This is a genomic window from Aureimonas altamirensis (assembly GCF_001463885.1).
In the GTDB taxonomy this organism is placed as follows: Bacteria; Pseudomonadota; Alphaproteobacteria; order Rhizobiales; family Rhizobiaceae; genus Aureimonas; species Aureimonas altamirensis.
Window position 1 is genome coordinate 124347 of sequence record NZ_BBWQ01000010.1, and the last position, 20315, is coordinate 144661.

20 protein-coding genes and 1 pseudogene are annotated in these 20315 nt (G+C 65.0%); 15 read left to right on the forward strand and 6 right to left on the reverse strand.

Going from position 1 to position 20315, the window contains the following annotated elements:
* Window positions 1-58: 58 nt before the first annotated feature.
* Both AUL31_RS06685 and nudC read left to right on the forward strand, forming a co-directional pair.
* A complete protein-coding gene (locus tag AUL31_RS06685; protein WP_244489336.1) occupies window positions 59-478 on the forward strand; it encodes an HIT family protein in 420 nt (139 codons plus the stop codon).
* Window positions 475-1395, forward strand: a complete 921-nt coding sequence (gene nudC / locus AUL31_RS06690; protein WP_060603300.1) for an NAD(+) diphosphatase — start codon at window positions 475-477, stop codon at window positions 1393-1395. The genes AUL31_RS06685 and nudC overlap by 4 nt, the downstream gene beginning before the upstream one ends.
* On the opposite strand, the gene AUL31_RS20670 is transcribed toward nudC, so the two are convergent.
* Together AUL31_RS20670 and AUL31_RS20675 are read right to left on the reverse strand one after the other, a co-directional pair.
* On the reverse strand, window positions 1396-2280 hold the full coding sequence (locus AUL31_RS20670) for a prephenate dehydratase (RefSeq protein ID WP_060603900.1): 885 nt from the start codon (window positions 2278-2280) through the stop codon (window positions 1396-1398). It lies immediately after the preceding gene.
* A gap of 12 nt (window positions 2281-2292) precedes the next feature.
* Window positions 2293-3051: pseudogene (locus AUL31_RS20675) on the reverse strand (3-deoxy-manno-octulosonate cytidylyltransferase); the annotation flags it as partial.
* A gap of 218 nt (window positions 3052-3269) precedes the next feature.
* Between AUL31_RS20675 and AUL31_RS06700 the strand changes: the two are divergent.
* From AUL31_RS06700 to AUL31_RS06740, 9 genes are all read left to right on the forward strand, one after another.
* Window positions 3270-4145 (forward strand): c-type cytochrome, encoded by an 876-nt coding sequence (locus AUL31_RS06700; protein WP_060603302.1) that lies wholly within the window; start codon window positions 3270-3272, stop codon window positions 4143-4145.
* A gap of 180 nt (window positions 4146-4325) precedes the next feature.
* On the forward strand, window positions 4326-6218 hold the full coding sequence (locus tag AUL31_RS06705; RefSeq protein WP_060603306.1) for an extracellular solute-binding protein: 1893 nt from the start codon (window positions 4326-4328) through the stop codon (window positions 6216-6218).
* The gene (locus AUL31_RS06710) at window positions 6215-8092 is read left to right on the forward strand and encodes an extracellular solute-binding protein (protein WP_060603903.1); all 1878 of its coding nucleotides are present in this window, start codon (window positions 6215-6217) and stop codon (window positions 8090-8092) included. Before AUL31_RS06705 ends, AUL31_RS06710 begins: the two co-directional genes overlap by 4 nt.
* A gap of 63 nt (window positions 8093-8155) precedes the next feature.
* Window positions 8156-9238, forward strand: coding sequence for a microcin C ABC transporter permease YejB (locus AUL31_RS06715; protein WP_039188951.1), 1083 nt, complete (start codon window positions 8156-8158; stop codon window positions 9236-9238).
* A complete protein-coding gene (locus AUL31_RS06720; protein WP_409359946.1) occupies window positions 9235-10422 on the forward strand; it encodes an ABC transporter permease in 1188 nt (395 codons plus the stop codon). Before AUL31_RS06715 ends, AUL31_RS06720 begins: the two co-directional genes overlap by 4 nt.
* Before the next feature lie 14 nt (window positions 10423-10436).
* The gene (locus tag AUL31_RS06725) at window positions 10437-12065 is read left to right on the forward strand and encodes an ABC transporter ATP-binding protein (RefSeq protein WP_060603909.1); all 1629 of its coding nucleotides are present in this window, start codon (window positions 10437-10439) and stop codon (window positions 12063-12065) included.
* A complete protein-coding gene (locus AUL31_RS06730) occupies window positions 12062-12715 on the forward strand; it encodes an NUDIX domain-containing protein (protein ID WP_060603309.1) in 654 nt (217 codons plus the stop codon). The genes AUL31_RS06725 and AUL31_RS06730 overlap by 4 nt, the downstream gene beginning before the upstream one ends.
* 24 nt (window positions 12716-12739) lie before the next feature.
* On the forward strand, window positions 12740-13681 hold the full coding sequence (locus tag AUL31_RS06735; protein ID WP_060603310.1) for a 2-hydroxyacid dehydrogenase: 942 nt from the start codon (window positions 12740-12742) through the stop codon (window positions 13679-13681).
* Window positions 13682-13744: 63 nt separating this feature from the next.
* Window positions 13745-14524, forward strand: a complete 780-nt coding sequence (locus AUL31_RS06740; RefSeq protein WP_244489337.1) for a hypothetical protein — start codon at window positions 13745-13747, stop codon at window positions 14522-14524.
* Between the two features lie 9 nt (window positions 14525-14533).
* On the opposite strand, the gene AUL31_RS06745 is transcribed toward AUL31_RS06740, so the two are convergent.
* Window positions 14534-15691 (reverse strand): Mrp/NBP35 family ATP-binding protein, encoded by a 1158-nt coding sequence (locus AUL31_RS06745; RefSeq protein ID WP_409359947.1) that lies wholly within the window; start codon window positions 15689-15691, stop codon window positions 14534-14536.
* A 152-nt stretch (window positions 15692-15843) separates the two neighbouring features.
* Between AUL31_RS06745 and AUL31_RS06750 the strand changes: the two genes are divergently transcribed.
* Window positions 15844-16611 carry a HugZ family pyridoxamine 5'-phosphate oxidase gene (locus AUL31_RS06750; protein ID WP_073469246.1) on the forward strand — a complete coding sequence of 256 codons (768 nt, stop codon included), beginning with the start codon at window positions 15844-15846 and terminating at the stop codon, window positions 16609-16611.
* A gap of 25 nt (window positions 16612-16636) precedes the next feature.
* On the opposite strand, the gene AUL31_RS06755 is transcribed toward AUL31_RS06750, so the two are convergent.
* The 3 genes from AUL31_RS06755 to AUL31_RS06765 form a co-directional block, all read right to left on the reverse strand.
* On the reverse strand, window positions 16637-16921 hold the full coding sequence (locus AUL31_RS06755) for a glycine zipper domain-containing protein (protein ID WP_060603325.1): 285 nt from the start codon (window positions 16919-16921) through the stop codon (window positions 16637-16639).
* 80 nt (window positions 16922-17001) lie between these two features.
* Window positions 17002-17979: a sensor histidine kinase gene (locus AUL31_RS06760; protein ID WP_060603328.1), complete on the reverse strand. Its 978-nt coding sequence runs from the start codon at window positions 17977-17979 to the stop codon at window positions 17002-17004.
* A 74-nt stretch (window positions 17980-18053) separates the two neighbouring features.
* Window positions 18054-18848 carry a response regulator gene (locus tag AUL31_RS06765; RefSeq protein WP_060603330.1) on the reverse strand — a complete coding sequence of 265 codons (795 nt, stop codon included), beginning with the start codon at window positions 18846-18848 and terminating at the stop codon, window positions 18054-18056.
* A 280-nt stretch (window positions 18849-19128) separates the two neighbouring features.
* On the opposite strand from AUL31_RS06765, the gene AUL31_RS06770 reads away from it, so the two are divergent.
* The 3 genes from AUL31_RS06770 to AUL31_RS06780 all read left to right on the forward strand — a co-directional run bounded on the left by AUL31_RS06770 (window position 19129) and on the right by AUL31_RS06780 (window position 20312).
* The gene (locus tag AUL31_RS06770; protein ID WP_060603333.1) at window positions 19129-19338 is read left to right on the forward strand and encodes a NepR family anti-sigma factor; all 210 of its coding nucleotides are present in this window, start codon (window positions 19129-19131) and stop codon (window positions 19336-19338) included.
* Between the two features lie 6 nt (window positions 19339-19344).
* Window positions 19345-19896 carry a sigma-70 family RNA polymerase sigma factor gene (locus AUL31_RS06775; RefSeq protein WP_039188935.1) on the forward strand — a complete coding sequence of 184 codons (552 nt, stop codon included), beginning with the start codon at window positions 19345-19347 and terminating at the stop codon, window positions 19894-19896.
* Window positions 19897-19982: 86 nt separating this feature from the next.
* A complete protein-coding gene (locus tag AUL31_RS06780) occupies window positions 19983-20312 on the forward strand; it encodes a DUF883 family protein (RefSeq protein ID WP_060603338.1) in 330 nt (109 codons plus the stop codon).
* Window positions 20313-20315 lie beyond the last annotated feature (3 nt).

A 20315-nucleotide genomic window follows, 5' to 3' on the forward strand; every position in this document is an offset into this window, starting at 1 on the left:
GCTATTGGTGTAAATGCAACCGCAAAGACAGCGTTGGACAGAATTCCGAGGATCACGTTTGACCCATCCGACCTTCCTTCTCGACCGCCGGCTCGATGCCGATGCCTTCTTCGTGCGCCGCCTTGCCCTGTGCCGGATGCTGCTGCTCAACGACCGGCGCTGGCCTTGGCTGCTCCTGGTTCCGGAACGGCCGGGGATCGTCGAGATCTTCGATCTTTCCGACGAAGACCGCGCAACGCTGATGGCCGAAACCAACGCTACGGCCCAGATGCTGGCGCGGGAGTTCGCCCCGCAGAAGATCAATTTCGGCAGCCTCGGCAACATCGTCGAGCAGTTCCACATGCACGTCATTGCCCGCACCGGACGCGATCCGGCCTGGCCGGGCGCGCCCTTCGGCCATCCCGGGCGCGAGCCCTATGAGCCGGAAGAGGCCGATGCCATGATTGCAAGGCTGGCTGCGGCGGAGCTCGCCTCGTGACGCGTCCGCTTGGATTTACCGGCAACCTTTTGTTCCGCGACAGCGAGAAGCGTGGGCCGGACAGCCTTCCCGACGCTCTTGCCGACCCGCGCCTGCGCGTCTGCCTTCTGGCGGAGCGATCCTTTTTGACCACCGGCCCTGACGACGCGCCGGATGCCTTCTTCGACCGTGCCGGTGCGCAGGCGCTGGGTGCCGACATGGCCGAGGCGGTGCTTTTGGGCCACCGCCCGGGTGATGGTGCTCCGGTGGTGGTGGCCACCGCCCCGGTGCCGCCCGAAGGCACGTCCGGCGTCCGCGCCATGGACCTTCGCGGGCTTGCCATGTCCGGCGTCCTCAAAAGCGATGACGAAGGCACGCTCGGGCAGGCGCAGCATCTTCTGTACTGGAACAGGCGGACGCGGCATTGCGGCGTCTGCGGCGGCAAGACCGAGGCGGAAGCCGGGGGCCTGCGCCGCCGATGCACGGCGTGCGGCGAAATGTTCTTTCCGCGCACCGACCCCGTCGTCATCATGCTGGTGCACGATGGCGCGGACCGCTGCCTGCTGGGCCGCCAGAAGCAGTTTGCGCCGGGCATGTACTCCGCCCTCGCCGGCTTCGTGGAACCGGGTGAAACGCTGGAAGACGCCGTCCGGCGCGAAGTGCTGGAAGAATCGGGGCTGACGGTGGGCGCGGTGACCTATCATGCCTCGCAGCCATGGCCGTTTCCCGGCTCGCTGATGATCGGCTGCTTCGGCCGCGCCCTTGGGGACGAGGTCCGCTACGACGCCGACGAACTGGAAGATTGCCGCTGGTTCGACCGGGCAGAGGTTCGCGCCATGCTGGCCGGCACGCACCAAGGGGGCATCGGCGCGCCGAAGCCATTCGCCATCGCCAGCATTCTCATCCGGGCCTTCGCCGAGGGCAGCGTGCCCGGCTGATCACTCTCCCGGCACGGTCGGCAGGGTGGCCGGCCGGTCGTCCGAAGCGGGATAGACGCCCAGGATCGTCAGCCGTTTGGTGAAGAAGGCGAGTTCCTCGAGCGCATGGGCGACGCCCCGCTCGTCCGGGTGTCCTTCGATGTCGGCATAAAATTGCGTGGCCGTGAAGGCGCCGCCGATCTGGTAGCTTTCCAGCTTGGTCATGTTGACGCCATTGGTCGCGAAGCCGCCGAGCGCCTTGTAAAGGGCGGCGGGCAGGTTGCGCACCTCGAACAGGAAGGTCGTCACGATCCGCTCGCGCCGTGGCGCCCACAACGCGCGTTCGCTGTCGCCCTTGCGCGACAGGACCACGAATCGCGTCGTGTTGTGCTCGGCGTCCTCGACGTTCTGCGCCAGGATCTCCAGGCCGTAGAGTTCGGCCGCGAGCTTGGGAGCCAGCGCCGCGACATGCGTTTCCGGCATCTGCGACACCATGCGGGCCGCACCGGCGGTATCGGCGGCGACGATGCCGCGCCAGCCGTTGCGCCGCAGGATGCCGCGACATTGCCCAAGGGCGTGGATATGGCTGTAGACTTCGCGGATATCCTCTGCCCGTGTCCCCGGCTTGGCCATGAGCTGGAAGCGGATGGGCAGGAAGTATTCGCCCACGATCCTCAGGCCCGAGACCGGAAGCAGATGATGGATGTCGGCGACGCGTCCGGCGATGGTGTTCTCGATGGGGATCATCGCAAGGTCGGCCTCGCCGCGCGTTACCGCGGCGAAGGCTTCCTCGAACGTATCGCAGGGCAAGGGCTCCATGCCGGGATACATGTTGCGGCAGGCCGTGTCGGAATTGGCTCCGGGCTCTCCCTGGAAAGAGATCCGGTTGGTGCGTGCGTCGGGCAGATAAAAGGCGCGTGCATCCTCAAGCTGCGCCGCCGTATCCACCCCCAGGGGCACGGCGTCGACGATGGCGGCGTCGATTCTCAGCCCCGCCTCCAGCGCGCGAAGCTGCTCCAGGCTCTCGCGTCGCTCCAGGGCCGACGGCCCCAGGGCCACGAAACGCTCAAGCGCGGCGCGGCGATAGGCATAGATGCCGACATGATGGAACAACGGCCCCTGCCCCGTGGGCGCGGTTGCCCGGGTGAAGTACAAGGCGCGCAACCTGTCCTGCGCGACCGCGCTGCCGACAAGCTTGACGACGCTCGGATCCTGCGCATCGGCGCCGCCCTCGAAAGGCACCGCCACCGTGGCGATGTCGCAGGCCGGCTCCAGCAACGGCGACAGGACGGCGCGAATCGTTTCCGGCTCGATCGTGGGCAGGTCGCCCTGCAGGTTCACGATCGTGTCGAAATCGCCATTCGGGTCGAGCAGGGTCAGCGCCTCGAAGATGCGATCCGAGCCCGATTGATGAGCGCCCCCCGTCATTACGGCCTGGAAGCCCGCCGCCTGCACGGCAAGCGCGATGTCGTCGGAATCGGTCGCGATCACGACGGGGCCGACATTGGCGGCGGCGGCACGCTCGGCCACCCGGACGATCATCGGCTTGCCGGCGATATCGGCCAGCGGTTTGCCCGGCAGGCGCGTCGAGGCAAGACGGGCGGGTATCAGAATGACTGGGCGCATCGCTTCAAGACCCTGTGGACGACGACAATCCGATTGTTTTTGCATCCGCATCGCCGCAGCAATTGCTTGATCGGCGCGACGGGCAATGTAAGAAGACTTCCAAGCTTGCGGCCCGGCGGTTTCGCGCAAACGCGCTGAGACCGGCGATTCGCAAGCCCAGGGAGCGGTCTACAGGTGTTGCCTTGAAAGGGCAAAAGACATAGCTTCCGCGCGAATTTTAGAACCGTTCGTCGGTGCCGCCGCCGGCTGATGAGGGAGCCGCCCTGTCCATGAATTCTTTTGAGGCCAACAAGATCTTCGGTGCCGTGCTCGGTACTGTGTTCGTTCTGTTTGGCGGCAGCCTTCTTGCCGAAGTCATCTTCCACTCCGAGGCGCCCGAGCGTCCGGGCTTCGCGATCGAGGTGCCGGAGGATACCGGTGCCGCCGCCGAGGCGCCCGCCGCGGTGCCCATCGCCGTCCTGATGCAGGATGCCGATGCCGAGGCCGGCGCCGCCGTCTTCAAGCGGTGCCAAGCCTGCCATAGCGGCGAAAAGGGTGGCCCGAACCTTGTCGGCCCCGACCTGTGGGACATCGTCAACCGCCCGATCGCGGTGCATGAGGGCTTCTCCTACTCGGCAGCCATGAACGCCTTCAGCGAGGATCATGCAGTCCATTGGGACTACGAGCACCTGAACGGCTTCCTGCACAATCCGCGCCAGTATGTCAGCGGTACGGCGATGAGCTTCGCGGGCATCAACAACGATGGAGACCGCGCCGACCTGATCGCCTATCTGCGCACCCTGTCGGACAGCCCCGCCCCGTTGCCTGAAGTGGAAGCCGCACCGGCAGAAGGCGGCGACGCTGCCGCACCGGCAGAGGGTGGCGACGCTGCCGCACCGGCCGAAGGCGGCGACGCTGCCGCACCGGCTGAAGGTGGCGATGCTGCCGCACCGGCAGAGGGTGGCGACGCTGCCGCACCGGCCGAAGGCGGCGATGCCGCCGCGCCGGCAGAAGGCGAAGCAGCGCCGGCCGTGACGGACCCCCGCACCACCACCACACCGGATGGCGCCCCGCAGGCCCCGGCGACGACCGACCCCTCCACGGGCGAGCAGGATGCCTCTCCCGCGCCGACCGAGGGCGCCCCTGCCGGCACCGGCTCGCAGTAAGCGCGCGCAAGAACATGATTCGGAAAAGGCCGGCCCACCGCCGGCCTTTTTTATTGGGCGTATTCTTGCGCGTCCGGCCTCGGCGATTAAACTTTCGTCATGATGAGGGTTTGTCCAAACCGCGCCACAAAGCTGGCCGCAGCTTGGGTGCGACCCTGTAAACGAGATGCGGAGACAGATTTGACCGGACGCGCCGTTGCCCCGACCCTCGCCTTGGTGGTCGCCGCCTTCTCCCTCGCCGCGCCTGTCCAGGCGCAGGAGCCCGCCGCCGGCGAGTGGCGCGAATGGTCCAGCATCATCGAGCCGTCCAAATACGGCTACGACTTCACCCGCTACGATTACGTCAACCCGGACGCGCCCAAGGGCGGCACGCTGAACCTTGCCGGTTCGGGCAGCTTCGACAGCTTCAACCCGTTCGTGCTGCGTGGCACTGCAGCGGCCGGCTTCGCGGCGTTCGGCGGTGGGCTTGCCTACGATACGCTGATGGACCAGGCGCTGGACGAGCCGGGCGTCAGCCACGGGCTGATCGCCGAGGCGATGCGCTATCCGGCCGACTATTCATCCGTCAGTTTCCGGCTGGACCCGGATGCCCGCTGGCACGATGGCGAGCCGATCACGGTCGACGACGTGATCTGGAGTTTTCAGACCGTTACCCGCCTGTACCCGCTTTATGCGAACTACTATCACAACGTCACGTCGGTCGAGGAAACGGGCGAGCGGGAAGTCACATTCCGCTTCGACCAGACCGGCAACCGCGAATTGCCCAACATCATGGGCGACCTCGTCGTCCTGCCCCAGCACTACTGGGAAGGCACGGATAGCCGGGGCAACAAGCGCAACATCGAAGAGCCGACGCTGGAGCCGCCGCTCGGCTCGGGCCCATACCGCGTCGGCAGCTTCGATACCGGCAACACAATCACCTGGGAAAGGGTGCCGGACTATTGGGCGAAGGACCATCCGACGCGCCTTGGCCGCTACAATTACGATCGCATCCACTACACCTATTTCCGCGATCTCAACGCGGCATGGGAGGCGTTCAAGCGCGGCGGGTTTGCCGATTACCGCGCCGAGAACAGCGCGGGGCGGTGGGCAACCGGCTATGATTTCCCGGCCTTCAACTCCGGTCAGGTCAAGAAGACCGCGCTCCCGACAGAGGGTGCGCAGCCGATGCAGGCTTATGTGCTGAACACGCGTCGCGAAAAATTTTCCGATCCGCGCGTGCGTCACGCCCTTCTGCTGGCTTTCAATTTCGAGGAGATGAACCGCACGCTCTTCCACGGTCAGTACAAGCGGACGGGCAGCTTCTTCCAGAATACGGAGCTGGCCGCCACCGGGCTGCCCGGCGAAGACGAGCTGGCCGTGCTGGAGCCCCTGCGCGACAAGCTGCCGCCGGAAGTCTTCACCGAAGAATACGCCCTGCCCGATTATTCCGCTCCCAACGCGGAGCGCGCCTATCTGCGCCAAGCCTTCGACCTTCTGCGCGACGCGGGGTACGAGCGGCGTGGAAGCGACCTCGTCAATGCCGCGACGGGCGACGTGCTGAGCATCGAGTTTCTCGGCGACGACCCCAATGACAGCCGCATTCTGGAGCCGTATGCCAACCAGCTTCGCCGGCTGGGCATCCGCGCTACGGTGCGGATCGTCGATGCCTCGCAATATCAGGCACTTGTCGACGAGTTCAATTTCGATGTCGTGACCGGGCAGTTCCAGCAATCGCTGTCGCCCGGCAACGAGCAGCGCGACTTCTGGAGCAGCGCCGCCGCGTCGCAGCGCGGCAGCCGCAACCTGGCCGGCATCCGCAACGAGGCGGTGGACGCGATCATCGACAAGATCGTCTTCGCGCCGGATCGTGAAAGCCTGGTAGCCGCCAGCCGGGCGCTCGACCGCGTGCTGCTGTGGAACTACTACATGGTCCCGCAATGGCATAATCCCGATATCTGGCTGGCCTATTGGGACAAGCTCCAGATGCCGGAGAAGCAGCCCGCCTATATCGGCCTGGATCCGTTCTCCTGGTGGGTGCGCGCCGGCGCCGCCACGCCCCAGCCGGCCGCATCCGAGGGGCAGCCGCAATGACGGGCGTCTGGCTCAGTCGCCGCCGCTTCGGCCAGATCCTGGCCGGTGCCGCGGGCGCCGCCGCCTTCCCGCGCCTGTCGCTTGCGGACAACCCCGTGGACACGCCGCTGCACGGCCTCTCCGCCTTCGGCGACCTGAAATATGCCGAAGGCTTCGCAAGCTTCGATTATGCCAATGCGGATGCGCCGGTGGGCGGGCGCATGGTGCTCAGCGTGCCGTCCTGGCTGTTCAACCAGGCGCCCGATACGTTCGATACGCTCAATACCTTCGTGCTGCAGGGCAATGCGCCGCCGCGCATGGAAAAGCTGTACGACACGCTGATGGTCTCCGCGCTGGACGAGCCGGACTCGATCTATTGCGCCCTGGCGCAATCGGTCACCATGTCCGCCGACAGCAACAGCTTCACCTTCCAGCTTCGGCCCGAAGCTCGCTTTTCGACGGGAGAGCCGGTCACCGCCCGGGATGTCGCCTTTACCTACGACCTGATGAAGCGGGAGGGTCACCCCAGCCTGATGATCCTTCTGTCCGAGGTCGACAGCGTGGAGACGGTCGACGCGCAAACCGTCACGATACGCTTTTCCGGGCGGCAGACCGTGCCGGCGGCACTGGGCGCCATGTCGGGTATTCCGGTTCTCAGCGCTGCCTTCCTGGACGGCAAGGACTTCACCCGAACGGGGATGCAGGAGATTCCCGGCAGCGGCAATTACCGCGTCGGCCGGTTCGAGCCCGGGCGCTTCATCGAATATGAGCGGCGCGACGATTACTGGGGCTGGGAGCAGCCCTTCGCCAGGGGGCTGGACAACTTCCAGACACTGCGGATCGAGTTCTTCCGCGACAGGCAGGCGGCGCTGCAGGCCTTCAAGAAGGGCGATATCACCTGCCGACAGGAGTTCACCACCAAGGCCTGGGCGACGGAATACGACATTCCCGCCGTGGCCGACGGGCGGATCGTCAAGCGCGAGTTTCCCACCGACAAGCGACCGAAGTTCCAGTGCTGGGCCTTCAACCAGCGCCGCGCCCAGTTTGCCGATCCGCGCGTGCGCCGGGCCATCAATCTGTGCTTCGACTTCGAATGGACGAACGCCAATCTGATGTTCGGGCTGCGCACCCACTCTAATTCCTGTTTCCAGGGGTCGGAATTCGTGGCAACCGGCGTGCCCGGCCCCGAGGAGCTGGCGTTCCTGGAGCCGCTGCGCGCCGACCTGCCGCCGGAGGTGTTCGGCGAAGTCTGGGTGCAGCCCGTCTCGGATGGCAGCGGCTTCGACCGCACCATGCTGCGCGAAGCCAGCAAGCTGATCGCCGATGCCGGCTTCCGGCGCGATGGCGACAGGCTCGTCAACGCGGATGGCGTCGTGCTGGCGGTCGAATACATGATCAACGATCCGGAGCAGACCCGCGTCTACGGCAAGATGATCGAGAACATGCGCCGCGTCGGCATCCGCGCCGATTTCCGGCTGGTGGACGCCGCCCAGTATCAGGCACGGCAGAACCGCTTCGAGTTCGATATGATGCTTTCGGCTTTCTCGCTGAGCGCGACGCCGACGCCGGAAAGCCTGCGAATCTTCTTCGGCAGCGGCATGAAGGATGCGCAGGGCGGCTACAACTTCCCCGGCATGGCCAGCCCGGCGGTGGACGCGCTGATCGAGCGCACCGGCACGGCCAGAAGCCGGGACGAGCTCGTCACCATCATGCGCTGCATCGACCGCGTGCTGCGGGCGCGGCTGGATTGGGTTCCCAACATCACGTCCGACGTCAACCACATGGCCTATTGGGATATGTTCGGGATGAAGGACGAAAAGCCCGATTACGGCTTCCCGGTGGAATCCCTCTGGTGGTACGAAGAAGACAAAGCCCGCGCCATCGGCCGGGCCTGACCTGCCATGACCGGCCCGGCCGTCGTCGCCGCCCGCCCGAACCGGAGTTGAAAAGCAGCCGATATGGGCGCCTATATCCTACGCCGCTTGTTGCTGATGATCCCGACGCTGTTCGGCATCATGGCCATTTCCTTCATCGTCATCCAGTTCGCGCCCGGCGGGCCGGTCGAGCAGGTGATCGCGACCCTGCAAGGCCAGGCGGGCGACCGCCTGTCGGGTGGCGGCGCGGGCGAAACGCAGTACCAGCCCAGCACGGATAGTTCCGGCTATCGGGGCGCCCAGGGGCTGGACCCTGCCTTCATCGCCAAGCTCGAGCAGCAATTCGGCTTCGACAAGCCGCCGCTGGAACGCTTCGGCCTGATGATCTGGAATTTTGTCCGCTTCGATTTCGGTGAAAGCTATTTCCGGTCGGTCAGCGTCATCGACCTCATCAAGGAAAAGATGCCGGTTTCCATTTCGCTCGGGCTGTGGATTACCCTCATCTCCTACGGAATTTCCATTCCGCTGGGCATCCGCAAGGCCCTGAAGGATGGAACGAGCTTCGACGTCTGGACATCGGCCATCGTCATCGTCGCCTATGCCATACCGGGGTTCCTGTTCGCGGTGCTTCTGATCGTGCTGTTTGCCGGCGGATCGTTCCTGGACTGGTTCCCGCTGCGCGGCCTCGTCTCCGACAACTGGCATCAACTGTCCTGGCCGGAGCGGATCGTCGACTATTTCTGGCACCTGACCCTGCCTTTGATCGCCCTGTCCCTGTCGGCCTTCGCCACCACGACGCTGCTGACCAAGAATTCCTTCCTGGATGAAATCCGCAAGCAATATGTGACGACGGCGCGGGCCAAGGGGCTTACCGACCGCAAAGTGCTGTATGGCCACGTCTTCCGGAACGCGATGCTGATCATCGTCGCCGGATTTCCCGGCGCCTTCATCTCGGCCTTCTTCACCGGCTCGCTGCTGATCGAGACGATCTTCTCGCTGGACGGGCTGGGTCTGCTCGGCTTCGAAAGCATCTACCGGCGCGATTATCCGGTGGTCTTCGCGACGCTCTACATCTTCTCGCTGATCGGCCTGGTCGCGACCCTGGTGTCCGACCTTTGCTACACATGGATCGACCCGAGGATCGACTTCGAAAGGCGCGACGTATGAGCGTGGATTCCATGGAACCCGCGGCCAGCCGCGCCAGCGCCGACGCGGCCGGGATCGCGCAGGTTGCCCCCTCGGCCGCCGCGCGGCGTCCACGCCTGTCGCCGCTCAACCGCCGGCGCTGGCAGAACTTCAAGGCGAACCGGCGCGGCACCTGGTCTCTCTGGATTTTCCTCGTCCTGTTCGTGGTCACGCTGTTCGCCGAGTTCGTGGCCAACGACAAGCCGATCCTGATCCAGTATCGCGGCGAATATTACGCGCCGATCTTCGTGGACTATCCGGAGGAGGTCTTCGGCGGCTTCCTGCCGGTCACCAATTACCGCGACCCTTTCATCCAGGACGAGATCACCCAGAACGGGTGGGCTGTCTGGCCGCCGATCCGCTATTCCTACCGCACCGTCAACAACGAGGTGCCGACACCGGCGCCCTCCCCGCCATCCTGGACCTTGTCCGCAGAGGAGCGCTGCCAGCGCTATCCGGGGGGCGTCGCCGACATCAACTGCAATTTCGGCAACATGAACTGGCTCGGCACCGACGACCAGGCGCGCGACGTGCTGGCGCGGCTGATATACGGTTTCCGTATCTCGGTGCTGTTCGGCCTGGTGCTGACGATCGCCTCTGCGGTGATCGGCGTTTCGGCCGGCGCCGTGCAGGGCTATTTCGGCGGCTGGGTTGACCTGATCTTCCAGCGCTTCATCGAGATCTGGTCCTCCATCCCTGTCCTGTATCTCCTGCTTATCGTGGCCGCGATCCTGCCGCCGGGCTTCTGGATATTGCTCGGCATCATGCTGTTGTTTTCGTGGGTGGCCTTCGTGGGCGTGGTGCGCGCCGAATTCCTGCGCGCCCGCAACTTCGAGTATGTGAATGCGGCGCGGGCGCTGGGCGTCAAGGACGGCACGATCATCATGCGCCACCTTCTGCCCAACGCCATGGTGGCGACGCTGACCTTCCTGCCCTTCATCCTCAACGGCTCCATCACCACGCTGACTTCGCTGGACTTCCTCGGCTTCGGCCTGCCGCCCGGCTCGCCCTCGCTGGGCGAGCTGCTGGCACAGGGACGCAACAATCTGCAGGCACCGTGGCTCGGCATTTCCGGCTTCGTCGTCCTGTCGCTGATGCTGTCGCTGCTGGTCTTCGTGGGCGAGGCCGTGCGCGACGCCTTCGACCCGCGAAAGAGCTTCCAATGAAAGGCGCCGAGCCCATGACAGAGACCGCAGACCGGCCGCTGCTGGACGTGCGCAACCTTTCGGTGGCCTTCGGCCGCACGCTTGCCGTCGACGACGTGTCCTTTTCCATCGCGCCGGGCGAGACCTTGGCGCTGGTGGGCGAATCCGGCTCCGGCAAATCGGTTTCGGCGCTGTCGGTGCTGAAGCTGCTGCCCTATCCATCGGCCAGCCATCCCGGCGGTGTCGTCCTGTATGGCGGGCACGATCTGCTGCGGGCCGACGAGAAGGAATTGCGCGGCATTCGCGGCAACCGCATCTCGATGATCTTCCAGGAGCCGATGAGCTCGCTCAACCCGCTGCATACGATCGAGAAGCAGGTTGGCGAGATCATGAAGGTGCATCGCGGACTGACCGACCGTCAGGCGCGCGAACGCACGCTCGAGCTTCTGCACCAGGTTAACATCCGCGACCCGGAGAAGCGGCTGAACGCCTATCCGCACCAATTGTCGGGCGGGCAGCGCCAGCGCGTCATGATCGCGATGGCGCTTGCCAACGAGCCGGACCTGCTCATCGCGGACGAGCCGACCACCGCGCTCGACGTGACGGTGCAGGCCCAGATTCTGGAGCTTCTGAAAAAGCTGCAGGCCGAACGCGGCATGGCCATGCTGTTCATCACCCATGATCTCGGCATCGTGCGCCGCATTGCCGACCGGGTGTGCGTTATGTTCAAGGGCAAGCTGGTCGAGGAAGGCCGGACGGAAGAAATCTTCGCCCATCCGCGTCATTCCTACACCAAGCATCTTCTGGCCGCAGAGCCGAAGGGCCGCCCGCCTGCCGCGAACGAAAACGCCTCGCTGGTCATGGAGGGGCGCGACGTCAAGGTGTGGTTTCCCGTCCGCACCGGCCTGATGCGCCGCGTCAGCGACCATGTGAAGGCGGTCGACGGTGTCGATGTGGCGGTGCGCGCCGGGCAGACGGTCGGGATTGTCGGCGAGTCCGGCTCCGGCAAGACGACGCTCGGCCTTGCCTTGACGCGGATGATCGCATCCAGAGGCGAAATCCTGTTCGAGGGCGAGCGCATCGACGAGCGCTCCTTTGCCGAAATGCGGCCCCTGCGCAAGCGCATCCAGATCGTCTTCCAGGATCCCTATGGATCGCTCTCTCCACGCATGCCGGTGGCCGATATCGTTGCGGAAGGCCTGTCCATCCACGCCTCGGAGCTTTCGATCGAGGCGCGGGAGGCGCGTGTGGTCTCGGCCTTGCGCGAGGTGGGGCTGGACCCGGAAACGCGCTTTCGCTACCCGCACGAATTTTCGGGCGGGCAACGCCAGCGTGTCGCCATCGCGCGCGCCATGGTGCTCAACCCCCGATTCGTCATGCTCGACGAGCCGACATCCGCGCTCGACATGAGCGTGCAGGCCCAGGTGGTGGACCTTCTGCGCGACCTGCAAAAGAAGCACGATCTCGCCTATCTGTTCATCAGCCACGACCTGAAGGTCGTGCGCGCGCTGGCCAACCACATCATCGTCATGCGCAACGGCAAGGTGGTGGAATCCGGCCCTGCCGAGGACGTGTTCGAACGGCCCCGCACGGATTACACCAAGGCCCTGATGGCGGCCGCCTTCGATGTCAGGGCCGTATCGGCCGGTGGAGTATCGCAATGAGTGCATCCGACCGTCGGCGTCTGGCAGACCAGCCTCTGGATTTTACCGTCACGGCCGAGGAAAGGCTGGCGGACGGGTTCCGTCCGCTGGACCGGCTTTTCGTGTCGCATGCCAGCCTGGACGGGACGCGGCGCTTCGAGGGCGTGCGCCGCGAAGTGCTGCGCGCGCGTGAAGCGGCGATTATTCTGCCCTACGATCCCAACACCGACGAAATCGTCATCATCCGTCAGTTCCGCATCGGCGCGGCTCTGAAGACGCCCAACGCCGCCGCGCTCGAGCTGCCCGCCGGACTTCTGGACGGTGACGAAAAGCCCGCCGTCGCGGCGGTGCGGGAACTGCGCGAGGAAACCGGGCTCGAGGCCCTGGCGACGGCTCCGATCTTCTCGGTGCTGACATCTCCCGGCCTGTGCGACGAGGTTGCCCACTACTTCATGTGCATCGTCGACACGCGCGGGCTACCGCTGGTGGCCGGCCTGGCCGACGAGCATGAGGACATCATCCCCATCGCCGCGCCGGCGCAGGCGCTGATCGCTGCCATGGACGAAGGCTTCATCGCCAACAATCTCATGGTCACCGCCCTCAACTGGTTCGACCGGAAGGGCCGGCCCGTTGCTCGCATGCTGTCCGACAGCATCGAAACACCGGCCTGACACGACAGTTCGAGGGGACATGCCATGACCATCCTGATCTCATCCGCCGGAGAATCGCCGGAGCTGTGGCGCGACGCCCTTGCCGCGAACCTGCCGGACGAAACCATCGTCCTGTCGCCGGACGAGGATGAAGCGTCGCGCATCGATTACGCCGTCGTCTGGCAACAGCCGCGGGGCATACTGGCGCGCCTGCCGGGGTTGAAGGCGATCTTCTCGCTGGGCGCGGGCGTGGATCACGTTCTGTCCGACCCGACTTTGCCGGATGTGCCGGTGGTTCGGATCGTGGCCGAGGATCTTACCAACCGCATGAGCGAGTATGTCGTCTGGCGCGTGCTCGATCATATGCGGCAGGGCCGGCTCTATCGCGAGCAGCAGACGGCCGCGCTGTGGCGCGACCGGTCGCAGCCCGCCGCCGCTGCCGTATCGGTGGGCATCCTTGGGTTGGGCGAACTCGGGCGCGACGCCGCCCGCAAGCTGCAGGCGCTGGGCTTCAAGGTACTGGGCTGGAGCCGTACGCAGCGCGCCATCGACGGTATCGAAACCTATAGCGGGCGCGACGGCCTTACGGCATGCCTTGCCGCGTCCGACATCGTCGTCGTGCTGCTGCCGCTGACCGACGAGACACGCGGGCTGATCGACGACAGCTTCCTGTCGGCGCTGAAGCAGCGCACGCCCCTGGGCGGCCCGGTGTTGATCAATGCCGGGCGTGGCGGCCTGCAAAGCGACGATGCGATCCTCAGCGCCTTGAATGACGGGCGGCTGATGGAAGCCTCGCTCGACGTCTTCGAGCAAGAGCCCCTGCCCGCCAGCAGCGCCCTGTGGGCGCACCCCCGCGTGTTCGTGACACCGCACGTCGCCGCATCATCCGACCCGGTTGCGCTGTCGGCGCTGATCGCCCGGCAGATTGTGCGCCACAAAGCCGGTGAATCTCTCGTCGGCGTCGTCGACCGCTCGGCCGGCTACTGACCGTCGGCACGGTTTTCGGCTAGGGTTGCCGGCGGCGGGGCAAGCGATGGGGGTAGACAAGCAATGCGGCAGATAAGATGGATCGTGCCCATGCTGGCGTTGGCTCTGCCTGCCGGCGGCACGGGCGCTGCCCACGCCGAAGATTCGCAGACCGACTGGGCGCTGCAGGTGACCCCCTATGTCTGGGCGGCTGGCCTGAAGGGCGATATCTCGCCCTTTCGCCGGGCACCGACCATCGGCATCGAAAAATCCTTTTCCGACGTGCTGGAAGATTTGAACGTCGCTGCCTTCCTGAATGTCTACGGGCGCTACGACCGCTTCGTTGCCGTCGGCGACCTGCTCTATGTCGACACCACCGACGCGCGGCAGGTCGGCAGCCTGCCGGTGATCGGGCAGGTTCCGACATTCGACGTCTCCGTCGACTCGCGCCAGTTCTCCGGCACATTGATGGGCGGCTATCAGCTCTACGCCACGCCGGACATCAACTTTGCGCTGCTGGCGGGCATTCGGGCCTGGGACATCTCCAACGCCGTGCGCGTTGTCACGCCCATCGGCGCAGCCTCCTATGAGGAAAGCTTTTCCTGGGTAGACCCGATCGTCGGCGCCCGCGCCTTCGTGCAGTTGGCGGATCGGCTGTCCTTGCAGATCCAGGCCGATGTCGGGGGCTTCGGCGCTGGCGCCGAAAAGACGTGGCAGGCGCTCGGCACGCTCAATTACGAGCTCACGGAGCATGTGTCCGTATCGGCAGGGTACAAGGTGCTGGACGTCGACTACGCGGCGGATGGCCACGTCTTCGATACGACGCTGCAAGGCCCGGCCCTTGGCGTAACCTACCGCTTCTAAGCGCGGCGGCTACTCGAACAGGATGGTCGGGGCGGCGGGCGCCGCATGCCCTTCCAACTGGGCAAGCACCTTGGCCGCGATGTCGCGGTAGGTGGCGGCGGACACGCTGTCCGGCTCCGTCGCCACGACAGGACGGCCTGTGTCGGAGCTTTCCCGAATGCCCATCTCCAGCGGCACCTCGCCCAGGAAAGGCACGCCAAGCCTTGCGGCCTCCGCCTTTGCCCCGCCATGGCCGAAGATGTCGTAGCGGCGGCCTGTATCGGGGGCGATGAAGTAGCTCATGTTTTCCACGATGCCGAGCAGCGGAACCTCCACCTTGCGGAACATCGCAAGGCCCTTGCGCGCATCGATCAGGGCAAGGTCCTGCGGCGTCGAGACGATCACCGCTCCGGCCAGCGGAACCTGCTGCGCCATCGTCAACTGCGCATCGCCAGTGCCGGGCGGCATGTCGACGACGAGGATGTCCAGCGGGGCCCACTCCACTTCCCGCAGCAACTGGGTCAGGGCCGACATGACCATCGGCCCGCGCCAGATCATGGGGGTGTCCTCTTCCACAAGATAGCCCATGGACATGGTCTTCAGCCCATAGGCCTCCATCGGAACCAGCGTCCGGCCACCGACGGTCTGCGGCTTGCCCTTCAGCCCCATCAGCCGCGGCACCGATGGGCCGTAGATGTCGGCGTCCAGAAGGCCGACGCGCTTGCCGGCGGCGGCCAGCCCGAGGGCCAGATTGACCGCGGTGGTGGATTTGCCGACGCCGCCCTTGCCCGACGCGACGGCGATGATCTGCCCGATGCCCGGAACCCCCGGCTTACCGCCGCCACGGGGCGCGTTGCCTTGCCCGTGGTTATGGCTATGGCCATGGGCTGGCGGTTGCGCCGAAGGGCGCGCCGGTGCGGGCTGGGCGCCGCCGGCGCTGCGCTCTGCCGTCAAGGCCACCATGGCTGAAGAAACCCCCTCGAGCGCGGAGACCCGGCGCTCGATCTCCTGGCGCATCGGTTCGAATCGCTCGGCCTCGCTGGCCGGCACGGTCAGCGAAAAGAACGCCTTGCCGTCCGCCACGAAGATATCGGACACCATCCCGCGCGAAACGATGTCGGCGCCACCGTCCGGTGCCGGCAGCCGGCGGAGCGTATTCAGGATCATGTCTTTCAAGGCGGCATTCACGAGGCGGCTCTCCCCTATGGCTCGAAACGCGGACCCAAGGCTTTAGAGACTTTGGCGCGCGTTTTCCAACTTATGATCGGCCCGTGCGAAGTTCAGGGGGATTTCTCCAAAAAATGATATATGAGCGTGGCGATCAAGTTATGGAGATGGCGATGGCCGAGACACAAAGCGTGCTTCAACCGGTAACCGACGAAACGCGCCGGCAGGCGCGCAACCTCGTCCGGACGGCGCGTCATGCCACGATGGCCAGCCTGGACGCCAGCGACGGCTGGCCACTGGCAAGCCGGGTTCTGGTTGCGCCCGACATCACCGGCGATCCGGTCATCCTGGTCTCGACGCTGGCTTCACATGCGGCGGCGCTTGCTGCCGACCCGCGCGCCTGCCTGCTGTTCGGCACCCCCGGGAAAGGCGATCCCCTGGCACATGCGCGGCTGTCGGCACGCGGCCGCGCCGAGAAGATCGATGCGCACCATGCCGACTACGAGCGTGTCCGGCGCCGCTTTCTGGCGCGGCAGCCGAAGGCGAAGCTTTATGTGGATTTTCCGGATTTTTCCTTCTGGCGGATCGCTCTGACGAGCGCCTCCCTCAATGGCGGCTTCGGCCGTGCGCACGAAATGTCACGCGGCGACCTGACGGAGGAAGTCGAAGCCGGGATCGTCGACGCGGAACTGCGTGTCTCCACGCACATGAACGAGGATCATTCCGATGCGACGGAGCGCATGGTGCATCAGGCCGGCGGCGCTGGCACGGGCTGGCTCATCGGCACCATCGACCGCCATGGCTTCGATTGCGTCCGCGCGGACGATGTCTGCCGCATCGAATTCGACCGGATGATCGATACGGGCAAGGACTACCACATGGCCTTCGTGGAGTTGGCACGCCAGGCCAAAAGCAATGCGGCGCCCGAAGGCGCCGCATGACGATGTCGGAAAATCCGCAGGCGGATCAGCGGTAGCCGGCCGGGCAGCTAGCCACATAGCGCTGGCCACGGCCATCGCGATAGACGCACTCGCCAGGGCGGCTGGTGGCCGCGCCGACAAGGGCGCCGCCCGCCGCGCCGAGTGCGCCGCCGATCAGCGCGCCCTGCACGTCGCCGCCGACGGCGGCGCCGATTGCAGCTCCGCCAAGGCCGCCCACTGCCGCAGGAGCAACGATATCCTGGTTCGGCGTCTGGCAGCCGGCCAATGCCAGCATTGCGGCGGAAACGCCGAGTACAACGAATGTCTTCATGGTGAATTGCCTCTTGAGCTTCGTCCCTCGGGGACTTCTGTCACGAATACGTGGCAGGATTAAAGTGCGCTCTGGCGGGTTCACACAGCTTTGCGCTGCTCGACCACTTCGAAATGCGTGTCGGGGATGCGCAGATTGTAGCGAAGCCCCTCGGGCTGGTAGCTCAATTCGGCTTCGCCGCCGACGGAATTGGGGACGATCCGCTCCAGCGTCGACGTGCCGAACCGCGTATCGCTCCGCTCGCCCACATGCGGTCCGTTCATTTCCTGCCAGTGCAGGATCAGATATCGCGCATCCTGATCCTGTGCGACATCCACGGTGATGTCCACGATCCCGCCATGCACGGACAGGGAGCCGTAGGAGGCCGCGTTCACCGCAAGCTCATGCAGGGCAAGCCCGACATGCAGCGCGGCGGTGGGGGAAAGGTAGATTTCCGGGCCGGCCAGGTGAACCTGCCGCATGCCTTCCGGTGCATACCGCTCGACCTGGCTGGCGACCAGCATGGACAGGCCGGCGCCGCGCCAGTCGGCATCGGTCACGATATCCTGCGAGGCCGAGAGAGACTGGATGCGCCCGCGAAAACGCACCAGGAATTCCGGCACGGTGATCGAGTGGCGCGCCGTCTGGCTGGCCAGGCTCTGGATAATCGCCAGAAGGTTCTTGGACCGGTGCGAAAGCTCGCGGAGCAGGGATTTCAGCGTATCTTCACGCCGCTTCTGCTCGGTGATTTCGAGCGATGTTCCGACAAGGCCGATCACCGCCCCCGTATCGTCCCGGTCGACATCCACCCGTACATCGAACCAGCGCGGCTGTTCCGCATCTGCGATCTGCAGCTCGAACCGTGCCGGCTTGCCGCTCTCCAGGACCGTGCGCTTGATGACATCGCAGCGCTCGGCGGCGGCTTCCTGCAGGAAATCGGAATCGCGCAGCCCGTTGGCGGCGGAAGCCAGCCAGGAATTGTCGGCATTGAAAAGCCACAGATAGCGCATGTCGAGATCCTGCGCGAAAAGCGCCATCTCGGTGTTCTTCAACGCGCGAAGGGCTTTGTAAGCGACCATCCTAGCCCCGTTCGAAACTGCGACGGGCCGCCCAACGTACAGCGACGCCGGCACAGTTTCGGGAGTGTCCCACGTCAGGCAGCCGCCTTCTTGTCGGTCTCGAAAAACAGCGCCTGGCTGATAAGCGCCTTCACCATGTCCGGGTTGAACGGCTTGGTGACAAGGAAGGTCGGTTCCGGGCGCTCGCCCGTCAGCAGCCGTTCCGGGAAGGCGGTGATGAAGATCACCGGGACGGACACCCGCGACAGGATATCGTTGACCGCGTCGATGCCGGAGCTGCCATCGGCCAGCTGGATATCGGCCAGCACCATGCCGGGCTTCTGCTCTTCGAACAGCTTGATCGCCTCCTGGTGCGTGCGGGCGATGCCCGTCACGCCGTGGCCCAGGCTTTCGACCATCTGCTCGATATCCATCGCGATCAGAGGCTCGTCCTCGATGATCATGATGTTGGTGGACACCTGACGGCCGATATCCGCACTCGCCTGGTCGATCAGGCGGGAGAACTCGGTTTCGGACGTATTGAGAATCAGCGCGGCCTCGCCGGTGGTGAACCCTTCCACGGCGACAAGAAGGAAAGCCTGGCGCGGCAGGGGCGAGATGGCACGCAGGTTGCGCGAGGCTTTCTCTTCCCAGGCGGACACGGGCGCGTCCTCGCGGATGTTCACCTCCAGCGACTGCCACAGTGACGAGAACAGGCGATACAGCGAAATACGCGGGCTTTCCTGCGTGTCGAACAGGCTCGGCTCGGCGATCAGGGCTTCCAGCACGGCCGCTACATAAGCGTCGCCGCTGGCCTGCGAACCGGTAAGCGCGCGGGCGTACCTGCGCAGATAAGGAATGTGCGGCGCAATGCGCGACGACATCGACATGGAAACTCCCCTCGTGCCGATCAACCAGACCGGAATAGGACATGATTGCAGCCGCGGATATGGGGCTGTCGAAAAAAATGCCAACGGTTCCTACATGATTTCCAGAGTAGTTTTTTCAAATCGTGAACGGGCGCCCGCGCGCGGTCGCGGATGACGAAACAAATCTGGCCCGGACGGTCTTGCTGATCGGGGCCAAGGGCACATCTTATCGGCAGCTTGGCTTCGCACCGCGACGCAACCCTGCGGCCAGCGGAGAAGGAAGCAGCCTATGCGAGGTTTGATGGACGACCAGAGAAAGCCGGCGGAATCGCCCAAAGGCAGCGAGCGCAAGGACGATACCGCCCAAGGCGCAAGCAATGCCATCGGACGGCGGCTCAAAGCCTATTACGAAGACGTCGCAAGCGAGCCGGTGCCGGATCGGTTCCTGTCGCTTCTCGACGCCTTGGATGCCGCGGAAAAGGGCGGCCCGAAATCCGGTATGGGAGACTGATTGCCCATGAGCGAAAACCCGGACTTCAGAAAAGAACTCATTTCCATAATCCCCAGCCTGCGCGCATTCGCGGCATCGCTGGCGGGAAATTTCGACAGGGCCGACGACCTGGTTCAGGAAACGCTGGTGAAGGCCTGGGACAAGCAGCATACCTTTCAGCCGGGCACCAATCTCAAGGCGTGGCTGTTCACCATCCTGCGCAACGAATTCTATACGCAGATGCGCAAGAAGGGCCGCGAAGTGCAGGATGTCGACGGCATCCACGCGATGCAGCTTGCCGGCCACCCGGAGCAGCAGGGTCATCTGGACCTGCAGGATTTCCGCAAGGCACTGGACCTTTTGCCCGACGACCAGCGCGAAGCCCTCGTGTTGATCGGCGCCTCCGGCTTTTCCTACGAGGAAGCGGCGGAAATCTGCAAATGCGCCGTCGGCACGATCAAGAGCCGCGTTTCGCGTGCCCGTACCCGCCTTGCCGAGACGCTTGGCATCGAGGGCGACGGAGAATACGGTCCCGACTCGATCTCCTCGCAGATCATCGGCGTCGCCCCGGCTGCCTGATCCCCGGAACGGAACCGGGCACTCCGCATTATCCGGGGGAAGTGCAAACTGCATAACGACCGCTCATTCGGAAGGGAATTTATTTCATGTCGAGCATCAACCCCAGCGAATCCACGAACACTGACCCGACCGAGGGCGATCTGGAAGCGCAGGTGAAGCGGTTGCGCGAGGATCTCGCCGATGTCACCGAAACGCTGAAGGGCCTTGCGGGCAGCCGTGCCAGCAACGCGCGCGAACAGGCATTCGCCCTGAAGGACGACATCAAGGAAACCGGAGAGCAGTATTTCCGTCAGGCTCAGGAGACGGTCGGCGAGCTGGAAGAGCAGCTCAGCGAGCGCGTTCGCTCCGAGCCGCTGAAGGCCGTTCTGATCGCTGCCGCGATCGGTTACTTCTACGCTCGCATCTTCAAAAACTGATCG

Excerpts from the sequence above, each read along its gene's own strand:
- AUL31_RS06700 (WP_060603302.1), top strand. The coding sequence starts at position 3,270 with ATGAATTCTTTTGAGGCCAACAAGATCTTCGGTGCCGTGCTCGGTACT.
- AUL31_RS06710 (WP_060603903.1), top strand. The coding sequence starts at position 6,215 with ATGACGGGCGTCTGGCTCAGTCGCCGCCGCTTCGGCCAGATCCTGGCC.
- AUL31_RS06715 (WP_039188951.1), top strand. The coding sequence starts at position 8,156 with ATGGGCGCCTATATCCTACGCCGCTTGTTGCTGATGATCCCGACGCTG.
- AUL31_RS06720 (WP_409359946.1), top strand. The coding sequence starts at position 9,235 with ATGAGCGTGGATTCCATGGAACCCGCGGCCAGCCGCGCCAGCGCCGAC.
- AUL31_RS06725 (WP_060603909.1), top strand. The coding sequence starts at position 10,437 with ATGACAGAGACCGCAGACCGGCCGCTGCTGGACGTGCGCAACCTTTCG.
- AUL31_RS06730 (WP_060603309.1), top strand. The coding sequence starts at position 12,062 with ATGAGTGCATCCGACCGTCGGCGTCTGGCAGACCAGCCTCTGGATTTT.
- AUL31_RS06735 (WP_060603310.1), top strand. The coding sequence starts at position 12,740 with ATGACCATCCTGATCTCATCCGCCGGAGAATCGCCGGAGCTGTGGCGC.
- AUL31_RS06740 (WP_244489337.1), top strand. The coding sequence starts at position 13,745 with ATGCGGCAGATAAGATGGATCGTGCCCATGCTGGCGTTGGCTCTGCCT.
- AUL31_RS06750 (WP_073469246.1), top strand. The coding sequence starts at position 15,844 with ATGGCCGAGACACAAAGCGTGCTTCAACCGGTAACCGACGAAACGCGC.
- AUL31_RS06755 (WP_060603325.1), bottom strand. The coding sequence starts at position 16,921 with ATGAAGACATTCGTTGTACTCGGCGTTTCCGCCGCAATGCTGGCATTG.
- AUL31_RS06760 (WP_060603328.1), bottom strand. The coding sequence starts at position 17,979 with ATGGTCGCTTACAAAGCCCTTCGCGCGTTGAAGAACACCGAGATGGCG.
- AUL31_RS06765 (WP_060603330.1), bottom strand. The coding sequence starts at position 18,848 with ATGTCGATGTCGTCGCGCATTGCGCCGCACATTCCTTATCTGCGCAGG.
- AUL31_RS06770 (WP_060603333.1), top strand. The coding sequence starts at position 19,129 with ATGGACGACCAGAGAAAGCCGGCGGAATCGCCCAAAGGCAGCGAGCGC.
- AUL31_RS06775 (WP_039188935.1), top strand. The coding sequence starts at position 19,345 with ATGAGCGAAAACCCGGACTTCAGAAAAGAACTCATTTCCATAATCCCC.
- AUL31_RS06780 (WP_060603338.1), top strand. The coding sequence starts at position 19,983 with ATGTCGAGCATCAACCCCAGCGAATCCACGAACACTGACCCGACCGAG.